Genomic DNA, 21,108 nt, shown 5'->3' on the forward strand with positions numbered 1-21,108 from the left:
AAATGTTAAAATACCACAATAAGGTTATTACGAAGAGAGAAAGGTATTTTATAATGGTAGTTTCAATTATTGAAAAAGTGTATTCATTTTTATGGGGAGACTGGATTAAAATTCCGCTTCCGGGGGGAGGAAGTCTTGGCATTTCACTGCTGATTATTCTGTTGATTCCGACAGGAATTTATTTTACGATTCGGACAAAGTTTTTACAGATAAGACTGTTCCCGGATATGGTGCGGGCACTGGTAGCAAAGAAGGAGCATAAAGACAGTCTGTCAACTTTTCAGACGCTGATTGTGTCCACGGCAACCCGTGTGGGAATGGGAAATCTGGTAGGTGTAGTTGCAGCAGTGTCGGCAGGTGGAGCCGGAGCGGTATTCTGGATGTGGATTACAGCGCTGATCGGTTCTGCTACAGCGTTTATTGAAGCAACTCTGGCACAGCTGCATAAGGAAAAAGATCCGCTGTATGGCGGTTACCGCGGTGGTCCGGCATATTATATCCATCATTTTTTTGAAGAAAAGCTTGGAAAGAAGAAAAAACATGTGCTGATGGCAGTGTTATTTGCCATATCCGGTCTGATTTGCTGGTGTGGAATCAGCCAGGTAATCAGTAATTCGGTGGTATCTTCTTTTGAAAATGCATTTCATATTCCACCTTTGTATACAACAATTGTACTGGTGGCAGTTGCGGCGGTGATTGTATTGCGGAAAAATGCAACTGTAAAAGTATTGGATATGATAGTACCGATTATGGCAGTGTGCTATTTCTTTATTACATTATTTATTATTATCGTAAATTTCCGCAGTATTCCGGGCGTATTTGGCAGGATTTTTGAAGAGGCATTTGGTATCCGGCAGGTAGTATCCGGTGGATTTGGAGCAGTGCTTATGAATGGAGTTAAGAGAGGACTGTTTTCTAATGAAGCAGGTTCCGGTTCTGCACCTTGTGCAGCGGCAGCAGCGGAATGCGATAATCCGGTACGTGCGGGACTGACACAGGCATTGGGCGTATTTATCGATACGATTATCATTTGCAGTTGTACCGCTATGATTATGCTTATTGCACCGGAAAAGATAATTGCAGGAAAAGCTGGTATGGATTTGCTGCAGTCCACCATGCAGTATCATCTGGGCAGATTCGGAGTTATCTTTATTGCACTGACCTTATTTCTGTTCAGCTTTTCCACATTTCTTGGAATATTGTTTTATGCCAGAAGCAATGTGGCATATTTATTTGGAGATAAATGGATCTGGCAGACCCTTTATAAAGTCGTTGCACTGATTATGCTTTTTATCGGCGGAATTGCAACCTATACCTTCGTATGGGATTTAGGCGATGTGGGAATCGGACTGATGACGATATTTAATATCGGAATGCTGTATCTTATGGGGGGACAGGCATTGAAGGCACTGTCGGAGTATGAGAAAGAGAAAAAGACAGAAAAAGACAGTAATCAAAATCCGGCACCGGGAATTATCTTTTTAGAAAAAGAAAAGTAATAAAAAAGAAGTAGTTATCAAAACCGGTGATTCCATGTTATACTAGGGAGAAAACTACAAAAGGAGAAATTTATAGATATGGGTCGTGAATCATTTAAGTCCCGTCTGGGATTTATACTGGTAAGCGCAGGATGCGCAATCGGAATTGGAAATGTGTGGAGATTTCCGTATGTGGCAGGACAGAATGGCGGAGGAATCTTTGTACTGTTCTATCTTATATTCCTGATTGCCATGGGGCTTCCGGTACTGACAATGGAATTAGCAGTCGGAAGAGCCAGCAGAAAAAGTGCAGTTTTAGGATATAAGGCGTTGGAGAAGCCAAAGAGTAAATGGCATATTCATGGCTGGGTGGCAATTTTCGGCTGTTATATGCTGATGATGTATTATACAACGGTTTCCGGCTGGATGGTAACTTATTTCTATAAGTTTGTAAAAGGTGAATTTACCCCGGGAATGGATGTCGAGCAGACCGGAGCTGTGTTCAGCAATCTTTTGGCAGATCCCAAACAGATGGCATTCTGGATGATACTGACTGTTGTGGTTGGATTCTTTGTATGTAGCCGCGGCTTGCAGAACGGATTGGAAAAAATCAGTAAAGTTATGATGAGTGCATTGCTGATACTGATTATTGTCCTTGCAGTACACAGCCTGACACTTTCCGGAGCCGGCGAGGGATTAAAGTTCTATCTGGTGCCAAATATGGACAGTGTCCGGGAAGTCGGTTTGAAAAATGTAATAACCTCTGCCATGAATCAGGCATTCTTTACTTTGAGCCTTGGCGTGGCAGCAATGGAGATTTTCGGAAGCTATATGGGAAAAGACCATACGCTGGCAGGAGAAGGAGTACGTATCTGTGCACTGGATACCTTTGTGGCGATTATGGCAGGATTGATTATTTTTCCGGCATGCTTCAGCTATGGCGTGGAAGTAGGCGTAGGACCAAGCCTTATCTTTGTGACACTGCCAAATGTCTTTGTAAATATGGGTGGCGGCAGAATCTGGGGCGCACTGTTCTTCCTGTTCATGACATTTGCAAGCTTTTCTACGGTAATTGCCGTATTTGAAAATATCATGTCCTTCTGCATGGATATGTTTGGCTGGAAACGCAACAAAGCGGCACTGGTAAATGGAATCATTATTCTTATTGCCAGTCTGCCATGTGTTTTAGGATACAATGTGTGGAGCAATCTCCATCTGATTGGCGGAAGGGATGTGCTGGACAGCGAGGATTTTATTGTAAGTAACCTGCTGCTGCCAATCGGTTCTCTTGTTTACCTGCTGTTCTGTGTGACGAAGTGGGGCTGGGGATTTGACAACTACTTAGAGGAAGCAAATACCGGAAAAGGCATTAAGATTGCAAGAAGATTAAAGCCATATTTCCAGTTTATCCTTCCGATACTGATTCTGTTTATTTTGATTCAGGGATTGTTATAAAAGAGGAAAAAGATTGTAATTACAGGAAGCATATGCGATTGCATCATTAAAAATAAAGTGTGCACTGCGGCGTATAAGGTAGATGTCGCAAGCGACCGCCGCAGGCGCAAGAAGGTGCCAGGGCACATTCTTTATTCTCAAATTTTATTTTACCAGTGCTTCTGCATAATCCAGTGCATCCACAATATTGTGATGGAAATTTTCTTTTCCAACTAATTCAATAAAACCATCTTTTTCCATCACGCGCATTGGCTGCTCATTGACATGGGAGAATACCAGCGTGATATTTTTGCGTTTTGCACGGTTGGCAAGCTCATGGAGAGAACGCATTGCGCTGGCATCAATGGCAGGAACGCTACGCATACGGATGACAACAACCTTCGTATGATGGTTACTGTTGATATTAAGAATCTGGTCTGCTGCGGCGAAAAACATCGGACCGCAGATTTCAAAAACACTGATGGAATGCGGGATGTCACGCAGTTTTTCCGCTTCACCCGGTGTAATGTCAGGAGAATCTGTGTATTTCCATGCTTTGATATCAGCTGTTTCTGCCATACGTTTCATAAAGAGCAGAGCTGCTAATACAACATCGATTTCGATGGCAACCACAAGGTCGAAAAATACTGTTAAGAAAAAGGTTGCAACCAGAACGATGATGTCACTCTTAGGTGCCATCTTACAAAGGCGGAAGAAAGAGGACCAGTCTGCCATGTTAGCGGCAACTACTAAAAGTACGGCAGCCAGTGTTGTCATAGGAATCAGTGCAGCCAGCGGCATCAACACCAGAAGAATAATGGTTAAAGTGATGCAGTGGGTGATTCCGGCAATCGGAGTACGTCCACCGTTTCGGACATTGGCAGCAGTTCTGGCAATGGCTCCGGTGGCAGGAATTCCGCCGAAGAGACCGGAGAAAATATTTCCAAGCCCCTGTCCCACTAACTCAGCATTGGATTTATGGGTATCGCCAATCATACCATCGGAAACAACAGCAGACAGTAAGGACTCAATTCCAGCTAAGATTGCAATGGTAAATGCCGGGGACAACATTTCCTGTACCAGCTTCATGGAAAGGGATGGAACATGAAAACCTGGAAATGCAGAATTTAATTCCCCGTAAACACTTCCGATGGTATTGACCGGAAGCTTGGCAAAATAAACCACTGCTGTTGTTACGATAATCGCAATCAGAGACCCCGGAATCTTATCGGTAACCTTCGGCCAGAGCAGCATAATTGCAACAGCCGCAATGCCAATCAGGGTTGCAGTCAGGTTGATGGAGCGGATATTTTTTGCATATACAATTACTTTATCTAAGAATTCAGAAGGAACAGAGGCAATATCCATACCGAAGAAATCCTTTAACTGTCCTACAAATAAAGTAACTGCGATTCCACAGGTAAATCCGGTGGTAATGGTATAGGGAATGTATTTAATCAGGGAGCCAAAACGGCAGATTCCCATAATTACTAAGATAATACCGGCAAGAATGGTAGCAACAATCAGACCGTCGGTTCCATACTCTGCAACGATGCCATAGATGATAACAACGAAAGCGGCAGTCGGACCGCCAATCTGTACACGGCTTCCGCCAAAGAATGAAATAAAAAATCCTGCGATAATTGCAGTATAAAGCCCCTGTTCCGGACCAACACCGGATGCAATCGCAAGGGCAATCGATAGTGGCAGAGCGATGATGGCAACAATGATACCGGAAATGATATCCTTCATCAGCTGCTCCTTCGTGTAGCCCTTCATCACATCAAAGAGCTTTGGTCGTAGTTCGTTCATAATAAAATCTCCTCATTTGTTCCTTTGTTTATAGTGGAAGATGAAATTTCTGTTTTGTCAGGATATCTGCACAGATATTCCAGAATACAGCGAAAACTTCACTTTCCCCCACTAAACACGCAATTCAAAAGTTTAGCACTCTTATAGTCTTATTTCAATGACAAAATCCAAGTTTCAGCCATTTGGTCAACAAATTTGAAAAAATAAAATTTTTTTGGAAATTTTAAAACCTCATCCATTTTTCATCCGTCTAGCAAGTGAAAGGAGGAAGAGCAATGCATGAGAGGGAAACTTTTATAACGATGGCAAAAGAGGATATCAAAAATCAGAAGTTTACATAATGGAGTAGACTATAGTATGGTTTTTGATTATAATTATTATATTAGTAACAATGGTGATATAAAGGCAGCCTTTGGAAATGATTTGAAGAGTTACTATATGCATTATATGTCCAATGGAAAAGCAGAAGGAAGAACTGCTAAATAGTGTGCCAGGAACAAAGGAGAATGAAGATGTGGAAAGAGTTTAAGAAGTTTGCAGTAAGAGGAAATATGTTAGACCTTGCAGTCGGTGAGATTATCGGTGGTGCTTTTAATTAACTGGTAAGCTCGCTGGTAGACAATGTAATTATGCCGATTCTTAGTCTTGTAGTTGGAAGACTGGATTTCAGTAACTGGTTTATTCCACTGGAAGCAACACGCTGTCCACATTGTACAAGCATGCTTGAAATCGAAGGGTAAGATAAAAAGCAGAATTTGAAAACAGAATTGAAAAATGAAATAAAAAACAGGATGTACCAATGAAACTATATTTAGCTCCCTTAGAGGGAATTACAGGATATGTATACCGGCAGGCTTACCATGCATGCTATGAAGATGCCGACAAATATTTTACACCATTTTTAGCTCCACATACGAAGCGAAGCTTCAATGCCAGAGAAAGAAATGATTTAATCCCAGAGCATAATGCTGGCATGTATACCGTGCCACAGGTGCTGTCAAAGAGCGGAGAAGATGTGGCAGCAATTGCAGAAGAGCTGAAAGCATTTGGCTATCAGGAAATTAATATCAACGCCGGATGCCCTTCCGGAACGGTAGTATCGAAGGGAAGAGGTGCCGGACTTTTAGATGATGAAAGAGCCTTGCTTCATTTCCTGGATGAAATGTTTGAAAAGACGGATGCAGAGATTTCCATTAAGACAAGACTTGGCATGGAATATCCGGATGAATTTGAAGGCATTTTAAAAATATACAATCGTTTCCCGATAAAGGAGCTGATTTTACATCCCCGTGTCAGAGAAGATTATTATAAAAATAAGCCGGATTGGACGATGGTAGAGTATGCACTGGAGTACAGCAGGAATCCGCTGGTTTACAATGGAGATATTTTTACAGTGGAAGATTATGAGCGGTTTACAGAACGTTTTCCAACGATAGATGCCATTATGTTAGGGCGTGGTGTTATAAGAGACCCGGCACTCATAGAGAAAATCCGCTCCGGTAGCACAATAGACAGGGCTGCTGAATTAAAGCGGCTTTATACATTTCACAATAAGCTGGTTGCCGGCTATCAGGAAGAAATGTCCGGGGAGAAAAATGTCCTCTTTAAAATGAAAGAATTGTGGTTTTATCTTGGCACACAGTTTACCGGAATTGAAAAACCGTTGAAGAAGATAAAGAAAGCAAACAGCCTGATAGAATACCAGGCTGCTGTTTCAGAGATATTTTCAACTGGTGCTGGAAAATAACCGAAAGAGTCAAATGACATAGAATCATGATGTAATATCAATTGATATGCAATAAAAATTATCACACGATATAAATTGCTATTCGGTATAAATGGGTGAAATAGAAACATCGTCCCCATCCAAAGTCAGAATAGCGATAGTACAGGAGGAACCACTGCGGCTTCGACCGGCACTGCCCGGATTGATGAAAGTAGTGGTTCCCCTTTTGCTTACTTCATAATGGTGGGTATGCCCGGTAATAATAAAATCTGCTTCCGGTTGTGGATAAGGCAAATCGCTTTTCTTATGGATGAGATAGAAAATCTTCCCACCAATGGGAGCCGCCAGAGTCTCCGGCAGATATTTCGTCCATTCGCCTTTGTCGCAGTTCCCCTTGATAATATAAAGCGGAACATGCAGTTCTTTTAAAGTTTCATAACATTTGAGACTTCCAATATCTCCTGCGTGCAGAAGATAATCACAGCTTTGCAGCTCGTCTAAAAATGTATCCTTTAATACACCATGTGTATCTGATAAAATTCCAATTTTCATAAAATGTACCTTTTTGTATGTGTCCTATTAAATTGCGAGGGCGGGATTGCTGGTTTGGGGTTACTTTTTCATTTTATAACGGTTATAATGAAATAACAAGTGTCCGGTGATTGGGAGAGGGGAAAAGACATATCATTGTTTTGAGGAAGTACTGCACTGTCCGTCGGAGACGGATACCACTTGATGCTTGAAAGGGGCACTAAGAATTTCGAAGTAGATATCCTTTTATCTGGCAACTGGCGCAAATTCGCATCCTTGCTCAATTGCGCCTTGCCGGCACGTCCCTGTGCCGGCATTGCCTGTTGCAGGACGAAATTCTAAGAGCCCCTAACAATCCTCATAAGGCATCCGCATTCCGACGAACTGTTCAGCCCTTTCGTCAAAGCAACGGAAAATAGTTTTCCCATTTCCCAATCACCGAACCACGAGATAATTAGAATTTTTAGAGTCATTATAATTTTTGGAACCCATGCCAGCCGGTCTGGTAAAGGAAGATGCATAACAAAAGTCTGTTAGAGGCACTTGGAATTTTGGAGAAAATCTTGCAACGCTGGTACAGGGATGTACCAGCGAGGTGCATCTGACTTCAATGGACGGACTGACACGGATGAAAAAGATAGAATAGTTATTATGACGTAACATTAAGTGAACGTAGGAAAAGGAAAAAGGAGAAAAATATGTTTCGAATCGGTTGCCATTTATCATCATCAAAAGGCTTCCTCGCTATGGCAAAGCAGGCAGAGGAAATCGGAGCCAATACATTTCAGTTTTTTACCAGAAATCCAAGAGGCGGCAAAGCGAAGGATTTAGATGTGAAAGATATAGCGGCATATCAGCAGTATGCTGTGGAGCATGGCATCGGGCAGATTCTTGCCCATGCACCCTATACGATAAATGCCTGCGGCAAAGATGAGCGGGTACAGGAGTTTGCCAGAGAGACCATGGCGGATGATTTGCGGCGTTTAGAGGAGATACCGGACTGCAAATATAATTTTCATCCTGGCAGCCATGTGCAGCAGGGAGCGGAAGTTGGAATTGAAAAGATTGCAGGAGTCTTAAATGAAATCATGTGGCAGGAGCAGAAAACAACAGTGCTGCTTGAGACCATGGCTGGAAAAGGAACAGAAGTAGGAAGAAACTTTGAAGAACTGCAGGAGATTTTAAGCAGGGTAAAATATCCGGAGAAAGTGGGAGTCTGTCTGGATACCTGCCATGTTTTTGATGGTGGCTATGATATCAGCGGACATTTAGAGGAAGTATTAGAAGAATTTGACCGCATTATCGGACTGGATAAGCTGTGTGCCATTCATTTGAATGATTCGAAAAATGTACTGGGCAGCCATAAAGACCGTCATGAATGTCTGGGCGCAGGCAATCTGACCATGGATGCCATTGTGCGGATAATCAACCATCCGGCATTGAAAAAACTGCCGTTTTACCTTGAAACACCGAATGATTTAGAAGGCTATGCCAGAGAGATTGCCATGTTAAAAGCGGCAAGAAAGGATTAGCTTAAAGGTTAAGTTTTTCGGAAAAAAGAACGATATATCAGGTATAAGACGGCATGGAGGCAATTTTGTCTTAAAATTAGGAGGAGAAACATGATTCGTGTAACAGGAAATAACAGCCTTTTGATGAGTTCACTGAATACGGACACAGACAATGATACAAAAGTGGTGGACCTGTTAAAAAAGAGCAGTGAGACAGAGAAGAGCAGCAAGACAACCGGGAAAAAGAGTGAAGAATATGACAGTGTCAAGAAGTCTGCATCCTCACTCAAAGCAAGTGCAGCAGTATTAAGTGAAACAGGAGAGGATTCCATTTTTGACAAGGCAGAAGAAAGCGGAGATTATTCCGGTTTGATTTCACTGATAGAGCGTTTTACCGGAGATTATAACAGTCTTTTAGAAAGTCTGTCAGACCTTGATACAGACAAATCTGCAAATTACAGCAAGGAATTAAAAAGCATTATTTCCGGTCAGAGTGAAGCGTTACAGAAGGTCGGTATTACCGTAGACAGTAATGGAAAACTTGTAATAGATGAGGAAACTCTGAAAAATGCAGATAAGAAGGAATTAAAAGACCTGTTCCAGGGAGAAAATTCCGTTGCAGGAAAAGTTGCTGATAAAAGCATTTACATCGGAGCAAATGCTGCGGCTGACCAGTATGTGGACAGTTGTGCCAACTATACAGCAGGTGGTACATCCGCAGAATATGTCCAGATGGCAAATCTGATAGGCAGTTACTTAGACTCTCTTTCTTGAGATTAAAGTGTCACTAAGTCAGAAAGAAGCGGTTCAAAAATAACACCCTGCAAAGTATCATCCGAAAGTGACTGCGAATAGGAAATACAGGAAGCAATAAAATGAGCTGCCTGTGTGGTACATTCTTGTAAGGAGAAGCCCCGTAAGGTAAGTGCAGATACAATACTGACGAAGATGTCGCCGGTTCCGGGATACCCCGGACCGGCTTTTTTCGTGGAAACAGTATCCACATTTCCGCTGCTATCGGAAATATAGTTAAGGAAAGTGTCGCCTTTTGGACAGCCGGTAATAATACATTTTTTCACACCTAGTGCATGAAGCTTTTTGGAAATGGCAGAAAGCTCCGAATCGGTGCAGTCATGCTCCGGATAAGGCGTATCTGTTAAAAGGCAGGCTTCCGTCAGATTTGGTGTGATAATATCACCCCGGGATACAAAGTCTTTCATGTGATTGCAGAATTCCGGCGTAATATGCTGATAGGCTCTGCCGTGGTCACCCATTACCGGGTCTATAATAAAAAGAGGTTTTTCGGTGAGAGAATCATAGTAATCGGAAATGGCATGAAGCTGTTCTTTTGCACCAAGGTAGCCGCAGTAGATGCCGTCCCAGTTCATGGAAAGAATATTCAGTGCAGCAAAATAATCCTTAAGCTGTCCGGTTAAATCAATTTTCAAGTGGGTAGGGAAACCGGTATGATTGCTGAAAACAGAAGTAGGCACAGGGATTCCCTGTACCTTACATGCACTTACCACCGGGAGGGACACGCTCATGGAGCAGCGTCCCACACCGGATATATCATTGATGATCAGAAGCTTTGGTGGTAAAGTATTTAATTTCATGCACATGCGTTTTCCTTTCCAAGACGTGGCAGCATATTAGATTTTGCCAGTACCGGACGCAGTGCCATGTATACAGCAGTCGCTACGATAACGGATAATACTGCATTGATGCTGGTTGCTGCAATGTTAATAGAAAGTGTAACTTCTGCTGCAGGTTTTCCTAAGATAACCAGTTTGTAGAAGTAGCCGAACAGTGGGTCAAATACAACGTTGAATAACAGTCCGCAGATACTTGCGATGACAACCCATTTGAAAATGTGCCTGCTATCTTTGGAAGTGGAAATTTTACCAATTTTGTGAGCAACCAGACCGGTAATCAGGCCGATGCAGAATTTTAAGATAAAAGTCTTTGGTGCGTATACAATGTAAATCGGGTCTAAAAGGTCGCCGATTGTCATACCGATGGCACCGCCGATTCCGCCATAAACACCGCCTAACAGTAATGCACCTAATACACATACCGCGTTTCCGAGGTGGATAGATGTGGCATCTCCGCCAGGAAGTGCGATTTTAATCTGTAAGAATGTGAATACCACATAGGAAAGTGCTGCCATAAGAGCAGTCAGTACAAGTTTGTAGATTCTTTCGTTTTTCATCATAAAGTCCTCTTTTCTTTCTCTTTGTTGCGGTTTATCATAAAACAGAAATGGCATTATAAAAACATCCAATTTTGATAAAAATGACCATGCCAGTTTAAAGATGAAGAGCAAGTTTTTTATGAACGTAATAATAAAAGAGTCCAATGGAAAGGCATATGGTAAGGCGTATAAATAAAAGTCTTTTCAATTTATGTAGAGAAAGGTATAATAAAATTGCTGGTAAAGTTCAAAAATTACAGTTTATATATGTTATATATGGGAGGATGAAAGAATTGACAGAACAAGGAAGAGTAAATAAGACTGCAATGACAGGGCATACAATTATGGGAATCTTATTGGCACTGGTTAATTTTTTGGAAATTTTCAGAACTTCCAAGAATGTAGTTTATGTGGCGGCGCTTATTGTGCTGGCACTTGGACCGGTGGTAGCAGAATGGATTTGCTATAGGAAAAACCAGGAGACAAAAGCAATCAAGCATCTTTTGGGGATTGGATTTGCAGTATATTATACAGTAGCACTGATAGGTGCCGGCAATCAGTTGGTTTTTGTATATGTAATACCGATGTTTATTTTGATTTCTGTATTTTCAGATTCGAAATATGCATTGGAGCTTGGAATTGGAGCAACTATCGTAAATCTTATTTCTATTGCGGTACATACCATGAAAGGCCAGGGTGAGGGACCTACTTTCTATGGAACAGAGATTATTATACTGATTTTGACAACGGCATTTTCTTATTGCAGTTCTGCAGTTTTGCAGAAATCGTTTTTATCACGGCTGGGTGAAATGAATCAGGCAAAGGGACAGTCTGATACCATGCTTCAGAAAATTTTAGAAGTATCTGATGTCATGACAAAGAAAATTAATGGAATGTCGGATGAAGTAGAGTTACTTGGCAGTGGTGTCAGCGATACCAGAAATGCCATGGAAGAGTTGACCGGTGGAACAACAGATACAGCGGAGGCGGTGCAGAATCAGTTAAGCCAGACAGAAGCAATCCAGGAAAAAGTAATGCAGGTAACCCAGGCTTCTGACAGCATTGCTGAGAGCATGACAGTTACAGCAGAAGCATTGAACGCGGGTAAGAAAAATATTGAACAGCTGGTATCGCAGGTGAGTGTGACTGAGCAGACGAACAGTCAGGTGGCAGCAGAACTTACTTCTTTAAAAGAGTATATGGATAAAATGTATTCCATCATTGAGATTATCAATAATATTACTTCAGAAACCAGCCTGCTTTCATTAAATGCGTCAATTGAAGCAGCCCGTGCAGGTGAAGCAGGAAGAGGTTTTGCTGTAGTAGCATCTGAGATTTCCGGTCTGGCAACCCAGACACAGGAAGCAACGGTCAGTATTGAAGAACTGATAAGAAATGTATCGGAAGAACTGGAAAAAGTAGTGACCATCATCGAAAGCATGATTTCACAGGTTGAACATCAGAATGTAACAGTCAATGAAACTGCCGGCAGCTTCCGTACAATAGAGGATAATTCGGACCGTGTACAGAGCCAGTCGGATGCATTGTCCGGTATTGTGAAAGAATTAGAAAGTGCCAATGCAGGTATCATGGATAGTATCCAGACAATTTCCGCTATTTCAGAAGAAGTAGCAGCTCATACAAATAGTACACTGACAACCTGCGAGAAGAACCAGAAGAGCGTAGAACATCTGATGGCAGAGACTGAAAATTTAATTGAACTGACGCATCAGCTTCAGCAGTAAAGATATTTATTATATGAGCAGGGAGCAGAAAATGGGAGCATATCATAATCTTTCAGAAAAATTACAGCAGAGAATCATAGAAGACAGAAAAGAGCATAGGGCAAATCCATATGCTTTTTCCGAAGAACAGGTTTTGCGCCGGGAGATGAATCATGACAGGGCGAATCTCTGGAGGCCTCCCTTTGTCCGGGACATTGAGAAAATCATGCATCTGCCTTATTATAACCGTTATGGAGATAAGACGCAGGTATTTTCCCTTTACAGAAATGATGACATTTCAAGACGGGCGCAGCATGTGCAGCTCGTTTCAAGGATTGCAAGGAATATTGGAAATGTATTAAATCTCAATCAGGATTTAATAGAAGCAATTTCCCTGGGGCATGACATCGGACATGCACCATTCGGACATGCTGGTGAGAGAATTTTAAGTGCACTTTTGCGGGGAGAGACGGGACGATATTTTAACCATAATGTGCACAGTGTGCGTGTGCTGGATGTACTGGGACAGAGAAATATCAGCCTGCAGACTCTGGATGGAGTCCTATGCCATAATGGTGAAATGGAACAGCAGGAGTATCAGCCGAAAAAGGCGAAGACCTTTGCAGATCTGGATACAGAAGTAGAAATGTGCTATCAGAAGGAAGATGGAATTAAACATCTTGTGCCGGGAACCCTGGAAGCCTGCGTAATGCGGATTTGTGATATTATAGCCTATCTTGGCAAGGACAGGCAGGATGCTGTACGCCTGCATCTTCTGCCGGATGACAGAGGTTTTAACGGAGATACTATAGGCAGCAGCAATGCGGAAATCATCAATAATATGGTAGTTAACATCATTGAAAACAGCTATGGAAAACCATATCTTTCCATGGATGAAGCATATTTTCAACAGTTGAAGCTTGCAAAGACTGAAAATTATGAGTATATCTATCACAATGAGAAAATCGAAAAAGTCATCCGGGAAAATCTGAATCCGATGTTTGAAGAGATGTACTATCAGTTATTGAAAGATGCAAGGGATAAAAATGAAAATTCCTGGCTCTACCGCCACCACATTGCATATGTGGCAGAAAACAACCGGTTCAGCAGAACCTTTTCGAAGGAACAATACATGGAGACAGAACCGAACCAGCTTGTGGTGGATTATATTGCAAGCATGACGGATGATTATTTTGTAGATTTGTACCATGAAATGTTCCCGAAGGGAAAGTATGATGTAAAATACATCGGCTACTTTGATGAAGATTAACTATTTTAATGGCGAGGCTGTTGCCCGGGAAACCATCCGGTCAACAGCCTTCAATTCTTCTAAGAAAAGCTGCTGGTTATAGCTGGAAAGAGTATGATAGATACTTAGCAGTTCACCTTCACAGCTGTTGAGATGCGTCAGACTGGCATTGCGGATGTTACTGTGACCGAGCAGATAGTCGGTGGAAGTATGAAAATAGTCGGCTATTCTTACTAAGGTTGCATAGTCAGGTTCTTTCCCCTGATTGATATATCCATTCAGAGCAGAGGGAGAGATATGTAGTGCATCTGCAAGCTGCCGCTGGGTAATGTTAGCTTCTTCAATCAGGTATCGTAACTTAGAACCGATATTCATATACAAACCTCATCTTTCGTAAATAATACCTCTATTTTAAAACATGTTAAAAAACCAGTGGCAAAAATAAACGAAAGATAAATTATATCAACGGAGCACAAACTATTCACATATGTAAATCAACACCAGCCACCATCTAAGGTAATAATCTGACCGGTGAGATATGGACTTTGTGATACGATAGCATAAGCAAGTTCAGCTGTTTCAACAGGTGTACCATATCTGCCGCAGGGAATTTCGGATTCTAAGTCAGCACGCTCTTCGGCAGAAAAACAGGCGTTCATGGAAGTGTCAATGGTGCCGCAGGCAATGGCATTGACAGAGATTCCACTGGGTGCAACCTCTTTGGCAAGTGCCTTTGTAAAGGAATTAACAGCTCCCTTGCTGGCGGAATAAGCAACCTCACAGGAGGCACCTACATTTCCCCAGACAGAAGAAATGTTAAGAATCCGGCCTGATTTTTTGTGCAGCATATCTGGCAGAGCATATTTGCAGCAGGAAAAAACAGAAGAAAGATTGGTGTTTATAACATGCTGCCATTGTTCATAAGTCATATCCTGCAGCAGGCCGATGTGGGAGATTCCGGCATTGTTAATCAGAACATCAACCGAAAGGGACTGCTGGTGAATTATGGCAAACATATTGGCAACAAAATCCGGATCACTGACATCTCCGATAACCGGAAGAACCGTGACATGATATTTGTCCGAAAGTTCATCAGACAAAGCCTTAAGAGCAGTTTCGGAATGACAGCAATTTAAAATGAGCTGATAACCGTGGCGGGCAAATACTTCTGCGATAGCAGCACCGATGCCCCGGGAAGCTCCGGTAATTAAAACAGTATTCATAAGAAACAAATCCTTTCTGGTTTTTATCTGCATTAGAAAATGATAGCACAGATGAAAGCGTTAAAAAATACAGTTATATTTTAGACTTATTTTAGAATACAGGCAATCCCTTTTGAAAAATCCTGCAGATTTCCCACTTTCAGAAAGATATTCGAAAAATTCTCTAAAAATACAGTAAATATTGCACAAAAAACTTGTAAATATTCGTACAAAATAGTATAATAAAACCATGATATCAGTCTGTATCAAATAAATGGCAAAGGGGTTGGACATCATGCGTATTACTATTTCAGGAAGAAACATCGAATTGACAGACGGTCTTAAGGCAGCAGTTGAGGACAAAATTGGAAAACTGGAGAAGTACTTTACTCCGGACACAGACGTATTTGTAACTTTGAGTGTAGAAAAGGAGAGACAGAAAATCGAGGTTACGATTCCTGTACCTGGACACATTATCCGTTCAGAGCAGGTAAGCAATGATATGTATGTATCGATTGATCTTGTAGAAGAGATTATTGAGAGACAGCTTAAAAAGTATAAGAATAAGATTATTACAAAACAGCAGAGCAACAGCAATTTCCGTAAGGAATATATTGAAAAAGAAGTGGAAGCAGATGATGAAATTAAAATCATCCGTACCAAGAAATTCGATATGAAACCAATGTATCCGGAAGATGCATGTGTTCAGATGGAATTATTAGGACATGATTTCTTTGTATTCGTAAATGCAGAGGATGACAATGTAAACGTTGTATATAAGAGAAAAGGTAACACCTACGGTCTGATTGAACCGGAATTCTAGATATATAACGAAAAAGACTATCACCGGCAGTTCCTTATGGATAACTGGTAGCAGACAGCGGTATCGCAGTTAACGTTTTGACAACAGTCTTGACAAAACGCCAATAGCGGTACCGCTATTTTTATGCTACAGTAGTTATAATATATCGATAAGACATTTCTATGGAACAGTCAATACGATGGGTTATGAGAAGAGGGAGGTTAGGAATTGGCTTGTTACAATCTTGGGGATTATATATGTGAATCCCGCAAACAGCTTGGCATTACACAGGAAGAACTTGCTTTTGGCATCTGTTCAACTGGAACTTTATCAAAAATTGAAAACGGATTTGTGGTACCAAAGCGGAAAAATTATGAAGCTATTATGCAGCGTCTTGGAAAGACGATGGGTATATGCAATATTCATGCAACGGCGGAAGAAATGGAATTATATGCCTATATGCGACAGCTGGTGCATGCAGTAGCAAATAATGATATGGAAGGCAGCAGGGAACTCTGGCAGAGACAACCGGAACATAAACAGGAGGATAAACTGACCAGACAGTTCTTTTCATACATAAAGGCGGTGCTGGACAGTAAGGAAGGAGTCCGTCCGGAACTTGTATATGCAAAGCTGGAAGAAGCGTTACATCTGACGCATCCGGCGGGGCTGGCAAATCTGGTGCAGAAGCGGATGTTTACCTTTGAGGAAATCAACATTATCAACAGTATGGCGGTACAGAAACAGCGGCTTGGTGAAAGAAAGCAGGCACTCCGCATCTGGATGCAGTTATCTGATTATCTGGAAGTAAGAAAAGTAGATGATGAAGAAAAAGAAAAGGTATATCCGATGATACTTTACAATGAAGCTAATCTTTTGTATGAGATGGAAATTTACAGAGAGGCGCTGGAATTATGCAATAAGGGTATCGATTATTGCACAAGGAGCAATAAATATATGGTATTGCCATATCTTTTGCTCTGCAAGTCCGGAATTTTAAAATGGATGGAGCAGCCGGAAGAAGCCATGGATGTACAGCAGTGTGCAGAGCATCTTTTTCAGGTGTTTGAAAATCATAATGCAAAGCCCGGAGAACCAATCTTGATTGCTTTGTGAGATTCTCTTGTCATTCTAAGAAAAAAAGGTATAATATACATATTGAAAAAAGAGATGTAATATACATATTTGAATCTGAAAGAAAGAAGGACATTAGAGAATGAATATCGTAGTTTTGGCAGGCGGCTTGAGCACAGAGCGTGATGTGTCTTTTAAAACAGGAGATATGGTAACAAAGGCATTGCGGAAGAATGGACATCAGGTTATTCTTCTGGATGTGTTTATGGGATATGGAGAAGAAGAACAGGATATTACTGGAATTTTTGAACATTCAGAAGAAGCAAGTGTAAAAGTAGCGGATATACCGGAGACGGCTCCAGATCTTGATAAGGTAAGAAAGAGTAGAAAAGACCAGTCTGCCTGCTTCTTTGGACCGAATGTAATCGCAATGTGCCGTATGGCAGATATTGTATTTATGGCATTACATGGAGAAAATGGAGAGAATGGTAAGATTCAGGCAGCCTTTGATTTGTTTGGAATCCGTTATACCGGAAGCGGCTATTTAAGCAGTGCGATTGCCATGAATAAAAATATGGCAAAGCAGTTTTTTGAAGCCAATGGAATCCCATGTCCGAAGGGCATTTATATGAAGAAAAAGGACAGAAAAGACAGTCTGGCTGAAATCGGAATTACGCTGCCTTGCGTGGTAAAGCCATGCTGTGGTGGTTCCAGTATCGGTGTTTCCATTGTAAAAGAAGAAAGCAATTTTACAAAAGCATTGGATGATGCATTCTTTTGGGAAGATGAAATCTTAATTGAAGAATATGTAGAGGGAAGAGAATTTTCAGTAGGTGTCATCAAAGGAAGAGCATTGCCGGTTATCGAGATTGCACCAAAAGAAGGATTTTACGATTATAAAAATAAGTATAAGGCTGGAAGCACAGTGGAAACCTGTCCGGCAGATATTAAAGACAGTGTGGCAAAAGAGATGCAGAAGCATGCAGTAAAAGTTGCGGAAGCGTTAGGCCTGGACACCTATTCCAGAATCGACTTCTTAGTCAATGCAAAAGATGAAGTATACTGCTTAGAGGCAAATACATTGCCTGGTATGACAGCAACCAGCTTACTGCCGCAGGAAGCCAAGGTAGAAGGAGTAAACTTCGAAGAGTTATGCCAGCAGCTGGTTGATATTTCCATGGAGAAATACGGAGCATAAGAAAGGGCAGAGAAGGCAGATATGAAGGAACTGACATTAGCACAGATTGCAGAAGCCTGCGGTGGAACATTAATAGGTGGGAATGAAGCAAAAGAATATACCGTAACCGGAGTAGAGATTGACAGCCGGAGAGTAAAGGCAGGAAATTTATTTGTTGCCATTCCGGGAGAAAAGGTCGATGGTCACAAATTTATTCCGGATGTATTAAAAAAAGGAGCATATGCACTGTCCCAGCAGAGTCTTGATGTAGATGGAGCTTATATTCTGGTGGAAGATACCGTAACTGCCATGAAGCGTCTGGCACGTTTCTATCGGAGTACTCTTGACGTTAAAGTAGTGGGAATTACCGGAAGTGTTGGAAAGACCAGTACCAAAGAAATGATTGCATCTGTACTGGGCACAAAATTCCGGGTACATAAGACACAGGGGAATTTTAATAATGGAATCGGTCTGCCACTGACTATTTTTCAGATTGAAAAAGAGCATCAGGTTGCAGTTCTGGAAATGGGAATTTCTGAATTTGGCGAGATGCATGAACTGGCAGATATGGCGCAGCCGGATATTATGGTTATTACCAATATCGGTTTATGTCATCTGGAGAATTTGAAAACCAGAGATGGAATCTTAAAAGCAAAGACAGAAAGCTTTGCCCATTTGAAACCGGATGGTGTTGTGATATTAAATGGAGATGATGACAAACTTTCAACTGTAGAGCAGGTGGCAGGAAGAAAGCCTGTATTTTATGGAATCAAGGGAAGGAATCTCTGCGAGACTTCTGTCTGTGCAGATGCAGTTACAGAGCATGGCTTAGAAGGAATGACAGCAGAATTCCACACTCCACAGGGAGACATGGAAGTATTTATTCCAATTCCGGGAGAACATAATGTATATAATGCACTGGCTGCAACCTGCGTGGCAGAACAGTTAGGCCTTTCCATGGATGAAATTAAATGTGGAATTGCAGCCGCTTCCACCATCAGCGGAAGAACGAATCTGATTCACACAAAGGGCATGACGGTTATTGATGACTGCTACAATGCGAATCCGGTTTCCATGAAGGCATCTTTGGATGTCCTGTCTAAGGCAGGGGGACGAAAGATAGCGGTTCTTGGAGATATGGGTGAATTAGGCGAGGATGAAAAACAGCTTCATTATGAAGTGGGAACCTATGCCGGAACACTGCCGATTGATTTGTTATTCTGTGTTGGAACATTATCCGGGAAACTGGCAGAAGGAGCGAAGAAACAGAATCCGGCTCTGACCGTAAAACACTATGCAACCCGTGAGGAGATGACAGAAGAACTTCTTGCTACCGTAAAAGAAGGAGATACTGTTTTAGTCAAGGCATCCCATTTTATGGAATTCCCGAAAGTGGTGGCAGCATTAACCGAAGCATAAGAAAATGTTTTTTTTAATGGTAAATACAGGAAGTGTTTGATAATAATATAGAAAAATGAAAAAAGAAACTGTAACTTTGAAGTATAGTCATCAAAGCTACAGTTCTTTTTTTATCAATATTTGCGGTTTAAAGATATTTCCGGTTATCTGCCAACAGCTCATGCACCGTATTCTGTGTATAGGCAGCAAGATGTTTGCGGTCATCAGCAGAAAGCTGATCTAAATAAATCGGAGTACCATACTGCAGGATAACATGGGTAGGTTTTACCTTTGGAAAATGATTTTCCAGAATATCAGCAGAATTGGTGATTGCCATAGGAACAATCGGACATCCGGTTTTCTCAGAGAGCTTTAGGCTTCCGGCTTTGAAAGGAAGCATTTCGTCCTCAGTCTTGTTTCTGGTACCTTCCGGGAAGATACACATGGAAATGCCGGCTTTAATCTGGTCGATACCGGTCAGGATGGTTTTTAAGCCCTTCTTCATATCGGTACGGTCTAAGAAGAGGCAGTAGAGCCGTTTCATCCAGATGTTTAAAAGAGGAACTTTTCCCATGGTGTCTTTGGCAATGTAACCGGTGAGTCTCGGACATCTGGAATAAGTGATAATAATGTCAAAATAACTTCTATGATTTCCGATATAAAGAACCGGAACATCTTTTGGAACATTTTCTTCCCCGATTACAGTCAGCTTAACGCCACAGATAAACATAATCACACGGAATGCCCACTGCACCATGCGAAGACTGCTGATATCGGCGGCATGGCGGTTACATTTACGGATAATCCATTCTACAAAGAGAACTGGAATACCAAGAATCAGGTAAAGAACAGCAAATAAAAGTGCAAGAATTGCTCGTATCATAGAGATAGAATTCCTTTCTGGATATAAATTTCAAAAACAAAATACTGATTTCTTTCCCTATTATAGCGGTAAAACTTAAGAATTACAACATGATAATCCGGATTTTGGAATAGAATGAAAAGAATAAAAACAGGGAGAAGAAAGTGAAACAGAAAACAATAGAAGCAGGGAAAGCTGTCCGGAGTGTCATCGGTCTGCTTGCGGTAGCATGGATTGGACTGGCAGCAGCAGGCTGCGGTATCGAAGATACCAATGGCAGTAAAATAGAAGACGTGGAATTTACCGTGTTAGAAGAGGAAGCAGTGCCGGAAGAATTGAAGCAGGAAATTGAAGAACGAAAGGAAATGGATTTCAAGCTGACTTATGAAGATAACGGAAAACTCTATATTGCAAGGGGTTATGGAGAGAAGGAAACGGGAGGCTACAGCATTTCCGTAAAAGATGTTTATCTGACTCAGAATGCCCTCTGTTTTGTTACAACGCTGATTGGCCCGGGGGAGAATGAGACGGTGGCAAAGGCACCAAGTTTCCCATATATTGTGGTTGAGGTGACAAAATGTGACAAGAACGTGGTGTTTGAGTGAAAAAATGGTACTTTTTTCCCTTTGACAGCATTTTAACACGGTGATATACTAAAGAGCGTGGATAAAAAAGGAGGAACTGGTATATGCAGAGAGCAGATATTAACAGAGTCCGGGCATCCGTGCATCAGCAGTGCGGTAGCAGTGTAATGATTCAACTGGACAGAGGTCGTAATAAAGTAGATGTACAGCGTGGTGTAATACAGAATGCTTATCCGAGTGTATTCACGATTCTTGTAGATGATGAAAGAGAAGGCAATCCGCCACAGTTATTATCTTTCAGTTATACAGATATCATAACAAGAGATATCCGAATGAAATTATGTTAGAAGAAT

The 21,108-nt window shown here is 41.6% G+C and carries 22 protein-coding genes; 15 read left to right on the forward strand and 7 right to left on the reverse strand.

Annotated features, from left to right (window positions below; all coding sequences use genetic code 11):
• The first annotated feature begins 53 nt into the window (after nucleotides 1-53).
• Both DWX96_RS01050 and DWX96_RS01055 read left to right on the forward strand, forming a co-directional pair.
• Nucleotides 54-1,499, forward strand: coding sequence for an alanine/glycine:cation symporter family protein (locus DWX96_RS01050; protein WP_118056591.1), 1,446 nt, complete (start codon nucleotides 54-56; stop codon nucleotides 1,497-1,499).
• Between the two features lie 78 nt (nucleotides 1,500-1,577).
• Nucleotides 1,578-2,933, forward strand: coding sequence for a sodium-dependent transporter (locus tag DWX96_RS01055; protein WP_118056590.1), 1,356 nt, complete (start codon nucleotides 1,578-1,580; stop codon nucleotides 2,931-2,933).
• 144 nt (nucleotides 2,934-3,077) lie between these two features.
• Here the strand turns inward: DWX96_RS01055 and DWX96_RS01060 are convergent, their stop codons facing one another.
• Entirely contained in the window at nucleotides 3,078-4,724 is a 1,647-nt protein-coding gene (locus tag DWX96_RS01060) for a SulP family inorganic anion transporter (protein WP_118056589.1), read from the reverse strand.
• Nucleotides 4,725-5,081: 357 nt separating this feature from the next.
• Between DWX96_RS01060 and DWX96_RS14710 the strand changes: the two genes are divergently transcribed.
• The 3 genes from DWX96_RS14710 (at nucleotide 5,082) to DWX96_RS01070 (ending at nucleotide 6,471) form a co-directional block, all read left to right on the forward strand.
• Complete coding sequence (locus DWX96_RS14710; RefSeq protein WP_256385586.1) at nucleotides 5,082-5,210, forward strand: hypothetical protein; 129 nt, start codon at nucleotides 5,082-5,084, stop codon at nucleotides 5,208-5,210.
• Nucleotides 5,211-5,230: 20 nt separating this feature from the next.
• Nucleotides 5,231-5,323, forward strand: coding sequence for an MscL family protein (locus tag DWX96_RS14775; RefSeq protein ID WP_330408422.1), 93 nt, complete (start codon nucleotides 5,231-5,233; stop codon nucleotides 5,321-5,323).
• A 200-nt stretch (nucleotides 5,324-5,523) separates the two neighbouring features.
• Nucleotides 5,524-6,471 carry a tRNA dihydrouridine synthase gene (locus tag DWX96_RS01070; RefSeq protein WP_118056588.1) on the forward strand — a complete coding sequence of 316 codons (948 nt, stop codon included), beginning with the start codon at nucleotides 5,524-5,526 and terminating at the stop codon, nucleotides 6,469-6,471.
• Between the two features lie 78 nt (nucleotides 6,472-6,549).
• Here DWX96_RS01070 and DWX96_RS01075 read toward each other — a convergent pair whose 3' ends face one another.
• Nucleotides 6,550-7,002, reverse strand: coding sequence for a metallophosphoesterase family protein (locus DWX96_RS01075; protein WP_117699060.1), 453 nt, complete (start codon nucleotides 7,000-7,002; stop codon nucleotides 6,550-6,552).
• Nucleotides 7,003-7,679: 677 nt separating this feature from the next.
• Here DWX96_RS01075 and DWX96_RS01080 point away from each other — a divergent pair.
• Entirely contained in the window at nucleotides 7,680-8,513 is an 834-nt protein-coding gene (locus tag DWX96_RS01080) for a deoxyribonuclease IV (protein ID WP_118056587.1), read from the forward strand.
• A 90-nt stretch (nucleotides 8,514-8,603) separates the two neighbouring features.
• A complete protein-coding gene (locus DWX96_RS01085; protein WP_118056586.1) occupies nucleotides 8,604-9,266 on the forward strand; it encodes a hypothetical protein in 663 nt (220 codons plus the stop codon).
• 2 nt (nucleotides 9,267-9,268) lie between these two features.
• On the opposite strand, the gene DWX96_RS01090 is transcribed toward DWX96_RS01085, so the two are convergent.
• Nucleotides 9,269-10,105: a pyridoxamine kinase gene (locus DWX96_RS01090; protein ID WP_158561804.1), complete on the reverse strand. Its 837-nt coding sequence runs from the start codon at nucleotides 10,103-10,105 to the stop codon at nucleotides 9,269-9,271.
• Nucleotides 10,102-10,701 carry an ECF transporter S component gene (locus DWX96_RS01095; RefSeq protein ID WP_117699055.1) on the reverse strand — a complete coding sequence of 200 codons (600 nt, stop codon included), beginning with the start codon at nucleotides 10,699-10,701 and terminating at the stop codon, nucleotides 10,102-10,104. The genes DWX96_RS01090 and DWX96_RS01095 overlap by 4 nt, the downstream gene beginning before the upstream one ends.
• Nucleotides 10,702-10,976: 275 nt before the next feature.
• Here DWX96_RS01095 and DWX96_RS01100 point away from each other — a divergent pair, with 275 nt between their 5' ends.
• Both DWX96_RS01100 and DWX96_RS01105 read left to right on the forward strand, forming a co-directional pair.
• Entirely contained in the window at nucleotides 10,977-12,428 is a 1,452-nt protein-coding gene (locus DWX96_RS01100; RefSeq protein ID WP_158561803.1) for a methyl-accepting chemotaxis protein, read from the forward strand.
• Between the two features lie 31 nt (nucleotides 12,429-12,459).
• Nucleotides 12,460-13,677, forward strand: coding sequence for a deoxyguanosinetriphosphate triphosphohydrolase family protein (locus DWX96_RS01105; RefSeq protein ID WP_022244206.1), 1,218 nt, complete (start codon nucleotides 12,460-12,462; stop codon nucleotides 13,675-13,677).
• Here DWX96_RS01105 and DWX96_RS01110 read toward each other — a convergent pair whose 3' ends face one another.
• On the reverse strand, nucleotides 13,678-14,031 hold the full coding sequence (locus DWX96_RS01110) for a helix-turn-helix domain-containing protein (protein WP_022244205.1): 354 nt from the start codon (nucleotides 14,029-14,031) through the stop codon (nucleotides 13,678-13,680).
• Between the two features lie 119 nt (nucleotides 14,032-14,150).
• The gene (gene ymfI / locus DWX96_RS01115) at nucleotides 14,151-14,879 is read right to left on the reverse strand and encodes an elongation factor P 5-aminopentanone reductase (RefSeq protein ID WP_118056583.1); all 729 of its coding nucleotides are present in this window, start codon (nucleotides 14,877-14,879) and stop codon (nucleotides 14,151-14,153) included.
• Nucleotides 14,880-15,153: 274 nt separating this feature from the next.
• Between ymfI and hpf the strand changes: the two genes are divergently transcribed.
• The 4 genes from hpf to DWX96_RS01135 all read left to right on the forward strand — a co-directional run bounded on the left by hpf (nucleotide 15,154) and on the right by DWX96_RS01135 (nucleotide 19,330).
• Nucleotides 15,154-15,681, forward strand: a complete 528-nt coding sequence (gene hpf / locus DWX96_RS01120) for a ribosome hibernation-promoting factor, HPF/YfiA family (protein WP_117698857.1) — start codon at nucleotides 15,154-15,156, stop codon at nucleotides 15,679-15,681.
• Between the two features lie 207 nt (nucleotides 15,682-15,888).
• Complete coding sequence (locus DWX96_RS01125; RefSeq protein ID WP_118056582.1) at nucleotides 15,889-16,776, forward strand: helix-turn-helix domain-containing protein; 888 nt, start codon at nucleotides 15,889-15,891, stop codon at nucleotides 16,774-16,776.
• Nucleotides 16,777-16,876: 100 nt separating this feature from the next.
• The gene (locus tag DWX96_RS01130) at nucleotides 16,877-17,932 is read left to right on the forward strand and encodes a D-alanine--D-alanine ligase family protein (RefSeq protein ID WP_118056581.1); all 1,056 of its coding nucleotides are present in this window, start codon (nucleotides 16,877-16,879) and stop codon (nucleotides 17,930-17,932) included.
• Between the two features lie 21 nt (nucleotides 17,933-17,953).
• Entirely contained in the window at nucleotides 17,954-19,330 is a 1,377-nt protein-coding gene (locus DWX96_RS01135) for a UDP-N-acetylmuramoyl-tripeptide--D-alanyl-D-alanine ligase (RefSeq protein WP_118056580.1), read from the forward strand.
• 127 nt (nucleotides 19,331-19,457) lie between these two features.
• On the opposite strand, the gene DWX96_RS01140 is transcribed toward DWX96_RS01135, so the two are convergent.
• On the reverse strand, nucleotides 19,458-20,192 hold the full coding sequence (locus DWX96_RS01140; RefSeq protein ID WP_022244199.1) for a lysophospholipid acyltransferase family protein: 735 nt from the start codon (nucleotides 20,190-20,192) through the stop codon (nucleotides 19,458-19,460).
• 143 nt (nucleotides 20,193-20,335) lie between these two features.
• On the opposite strand from DWX96_RS01140, the gene DWX96_RS01145 reads away from it, so the two are divergent.
• Complete coding sequence (locus DWX96_RS01145; protein WP_242988680.1) at nucleotides 20,336-20,776, forward strand: protease complex subunit PrcB family protein; 441 nt, start codon at nucleotides 20,336-20,338, stop codon at nucleotides 20,774-20,776.
• 83 nt (nucleotides 20,777-20,859) lie between these two features.
• Nucleotides 20,860-21,102 (forward strand): Veg family protein, encoded by a 243-nt coding sequence (locus tag DWX96_RS01150; RefSeq protein WP_022244197.1) that lies wholly within the window; start codon nucleotides 20,860-20,862, stop codon nucleotides 21,100-21,102.
• Nucleotides 21,103-21,108: the final 6 nt, after the last annotated feature.

Source organism: Roseburia sp. AF22-2LB (assembly GCF_003461125.1).
In the GTDB taxonomy this organism is placed as follows: domain Bacteria; phylum Bacillota; class Clostridia; order Lachnospirales; family Lachnospiraceae; genus Roseburia_C; species Roseburia_C amylophila.

Excerpts from the sequence above, each read along its gene's own strand:
- hpf (WP_117698857.1), top strand. The coding sequence starts at position 15,154 with ATGCGTATTACTATTTCAGGAAGAAACATCGAATTGACAGACGGTCTT.
- DWX96_RS01150 (WP_022244197.1), top strand. The coding sequence starts at position 20,860 with ATGCAGAGAGCAGATATTAACAGAGTCCGGGCATCCGTGCATCAGCAG.
- DWX96_RS01060 (WP_118056589.1), bottom strand. The coding sequence starts at position 4,724 with ATGAACGAACTACGACCAAAGCTCTTTGATGTGATGAAGGGCTACACG.
- DWX96_RS01105 (WP_022244206.1), top strand. The coding sequence starts at position 12,460 with ATGGGAGCATATCATAATCTTTCAGAAAAATTACAGCAGAGAATCATA.
- DWX96_RS01135 (WP_118056580.1), top strand. The coding sequence starts at position 17,954 with ATGAAGGAACTGACATTAGCACAGATTGCAGAAGCCTGCGGTGGAACA.
- ymfI (WP_118056583.1), bottom strand. The coding sequence starts at position 14,879 with ATGAATACTGTTTTAATTACCGGAGCTTCCCGGGGCATCGGTGCTGCT.
- DWX96_RS01075 (WP_117699060.1), bottom strand. The coding sequence starts at position 7,002 with ATGAAAATTGGAATTTTATCAGATACACATGGTGTATTAAAGGATACA.
- DWX96_RS14710 (WP_256385586.1), top strand. The coding sequence starts at position 5,082 with ATGGTTTTTGATTATAATTATTATATTAGTAACAATGGTGATATAAAG.
- DWX96_RS01070 (WP_118056588.1), top strand. The coding sequence starts at position 5,524 with ATGAAACTATATTTAGCTCCCTTAGAGGGAATTACAGGATATGTATAC.
- DWX96_RS01085 (WP_118056586.1), top strand. The coding sequence starts at position 8,604 with ATGATTCGTGTAACAGGAAATAACAGCCTTTTGATGAGTTCACTGAAT.
- DWX96_RS01110 (WP_022244205.1), bottom strand. The coding sequence starts at position 14,031 with ATGAATATCGGTTCTAAGTTACGATACCTGATTGAAGAAGCTAACATT.
- DWX96_RS01050 (WP_118056591.1), top strand. The coding sequence starts at position 54 with ATGGTAGTTTCAATTATTGAAAAAGTGTATTCATTTTTATGGGGAGAC.
- DWX96_RS01095 (WP_117699055.1), bottom strand. The coding sequence starts at position 10,701 with ATGAAAAACGAAAGAATCTACAAACTTGTACTGACTGCTCTTATGGCA.
- DWX96_RS01140 (WP_022244199.1), bottom strand. The coding sequence starts at position 20,192 with ATGATACGAGCAATTCTTGCACTTTTATTTGCTGTTCTTTACCTGATT.
- DWX96_RS01090 (WP_158561804.1), bottom strand. The coding sequence starts at position 10,105 with ATGAAATTAAATACTTTACCACCAAAGCTTCTGATCATCAATGATATA.
- DWX96_RS01130 (WP_118056581.1), top strand. The coding sequence starts at position 16,877 with ATGAATATCGTAGTTTTGGCAGGCGGCTTGAGCACAGAGCGTGATGTG.
- DWX96_RS14775 (WP_330408422.1), top strand. The coding sequence starts at position 5,231 with ATGAAGATGTGGAAAGAGTTTAAGAAGTTTGCAGTAAGAGGAAATATG.
- DWX96_RS01080 (WP_118056587.1), top strand. The coding sequence starts at position 7,680 with ATGTTTCGAATCGGTTGCCATTTATCATCATCAAAAGGCTTCCTCGCT.
- DWX96_RS01055 (WP_118056590.1), top strand. The coding sequence starts at position 1,578 with ATGGGTCGTGAATCATTTAAGTCCCGTCTGGGATTTATACTGGTAAGC.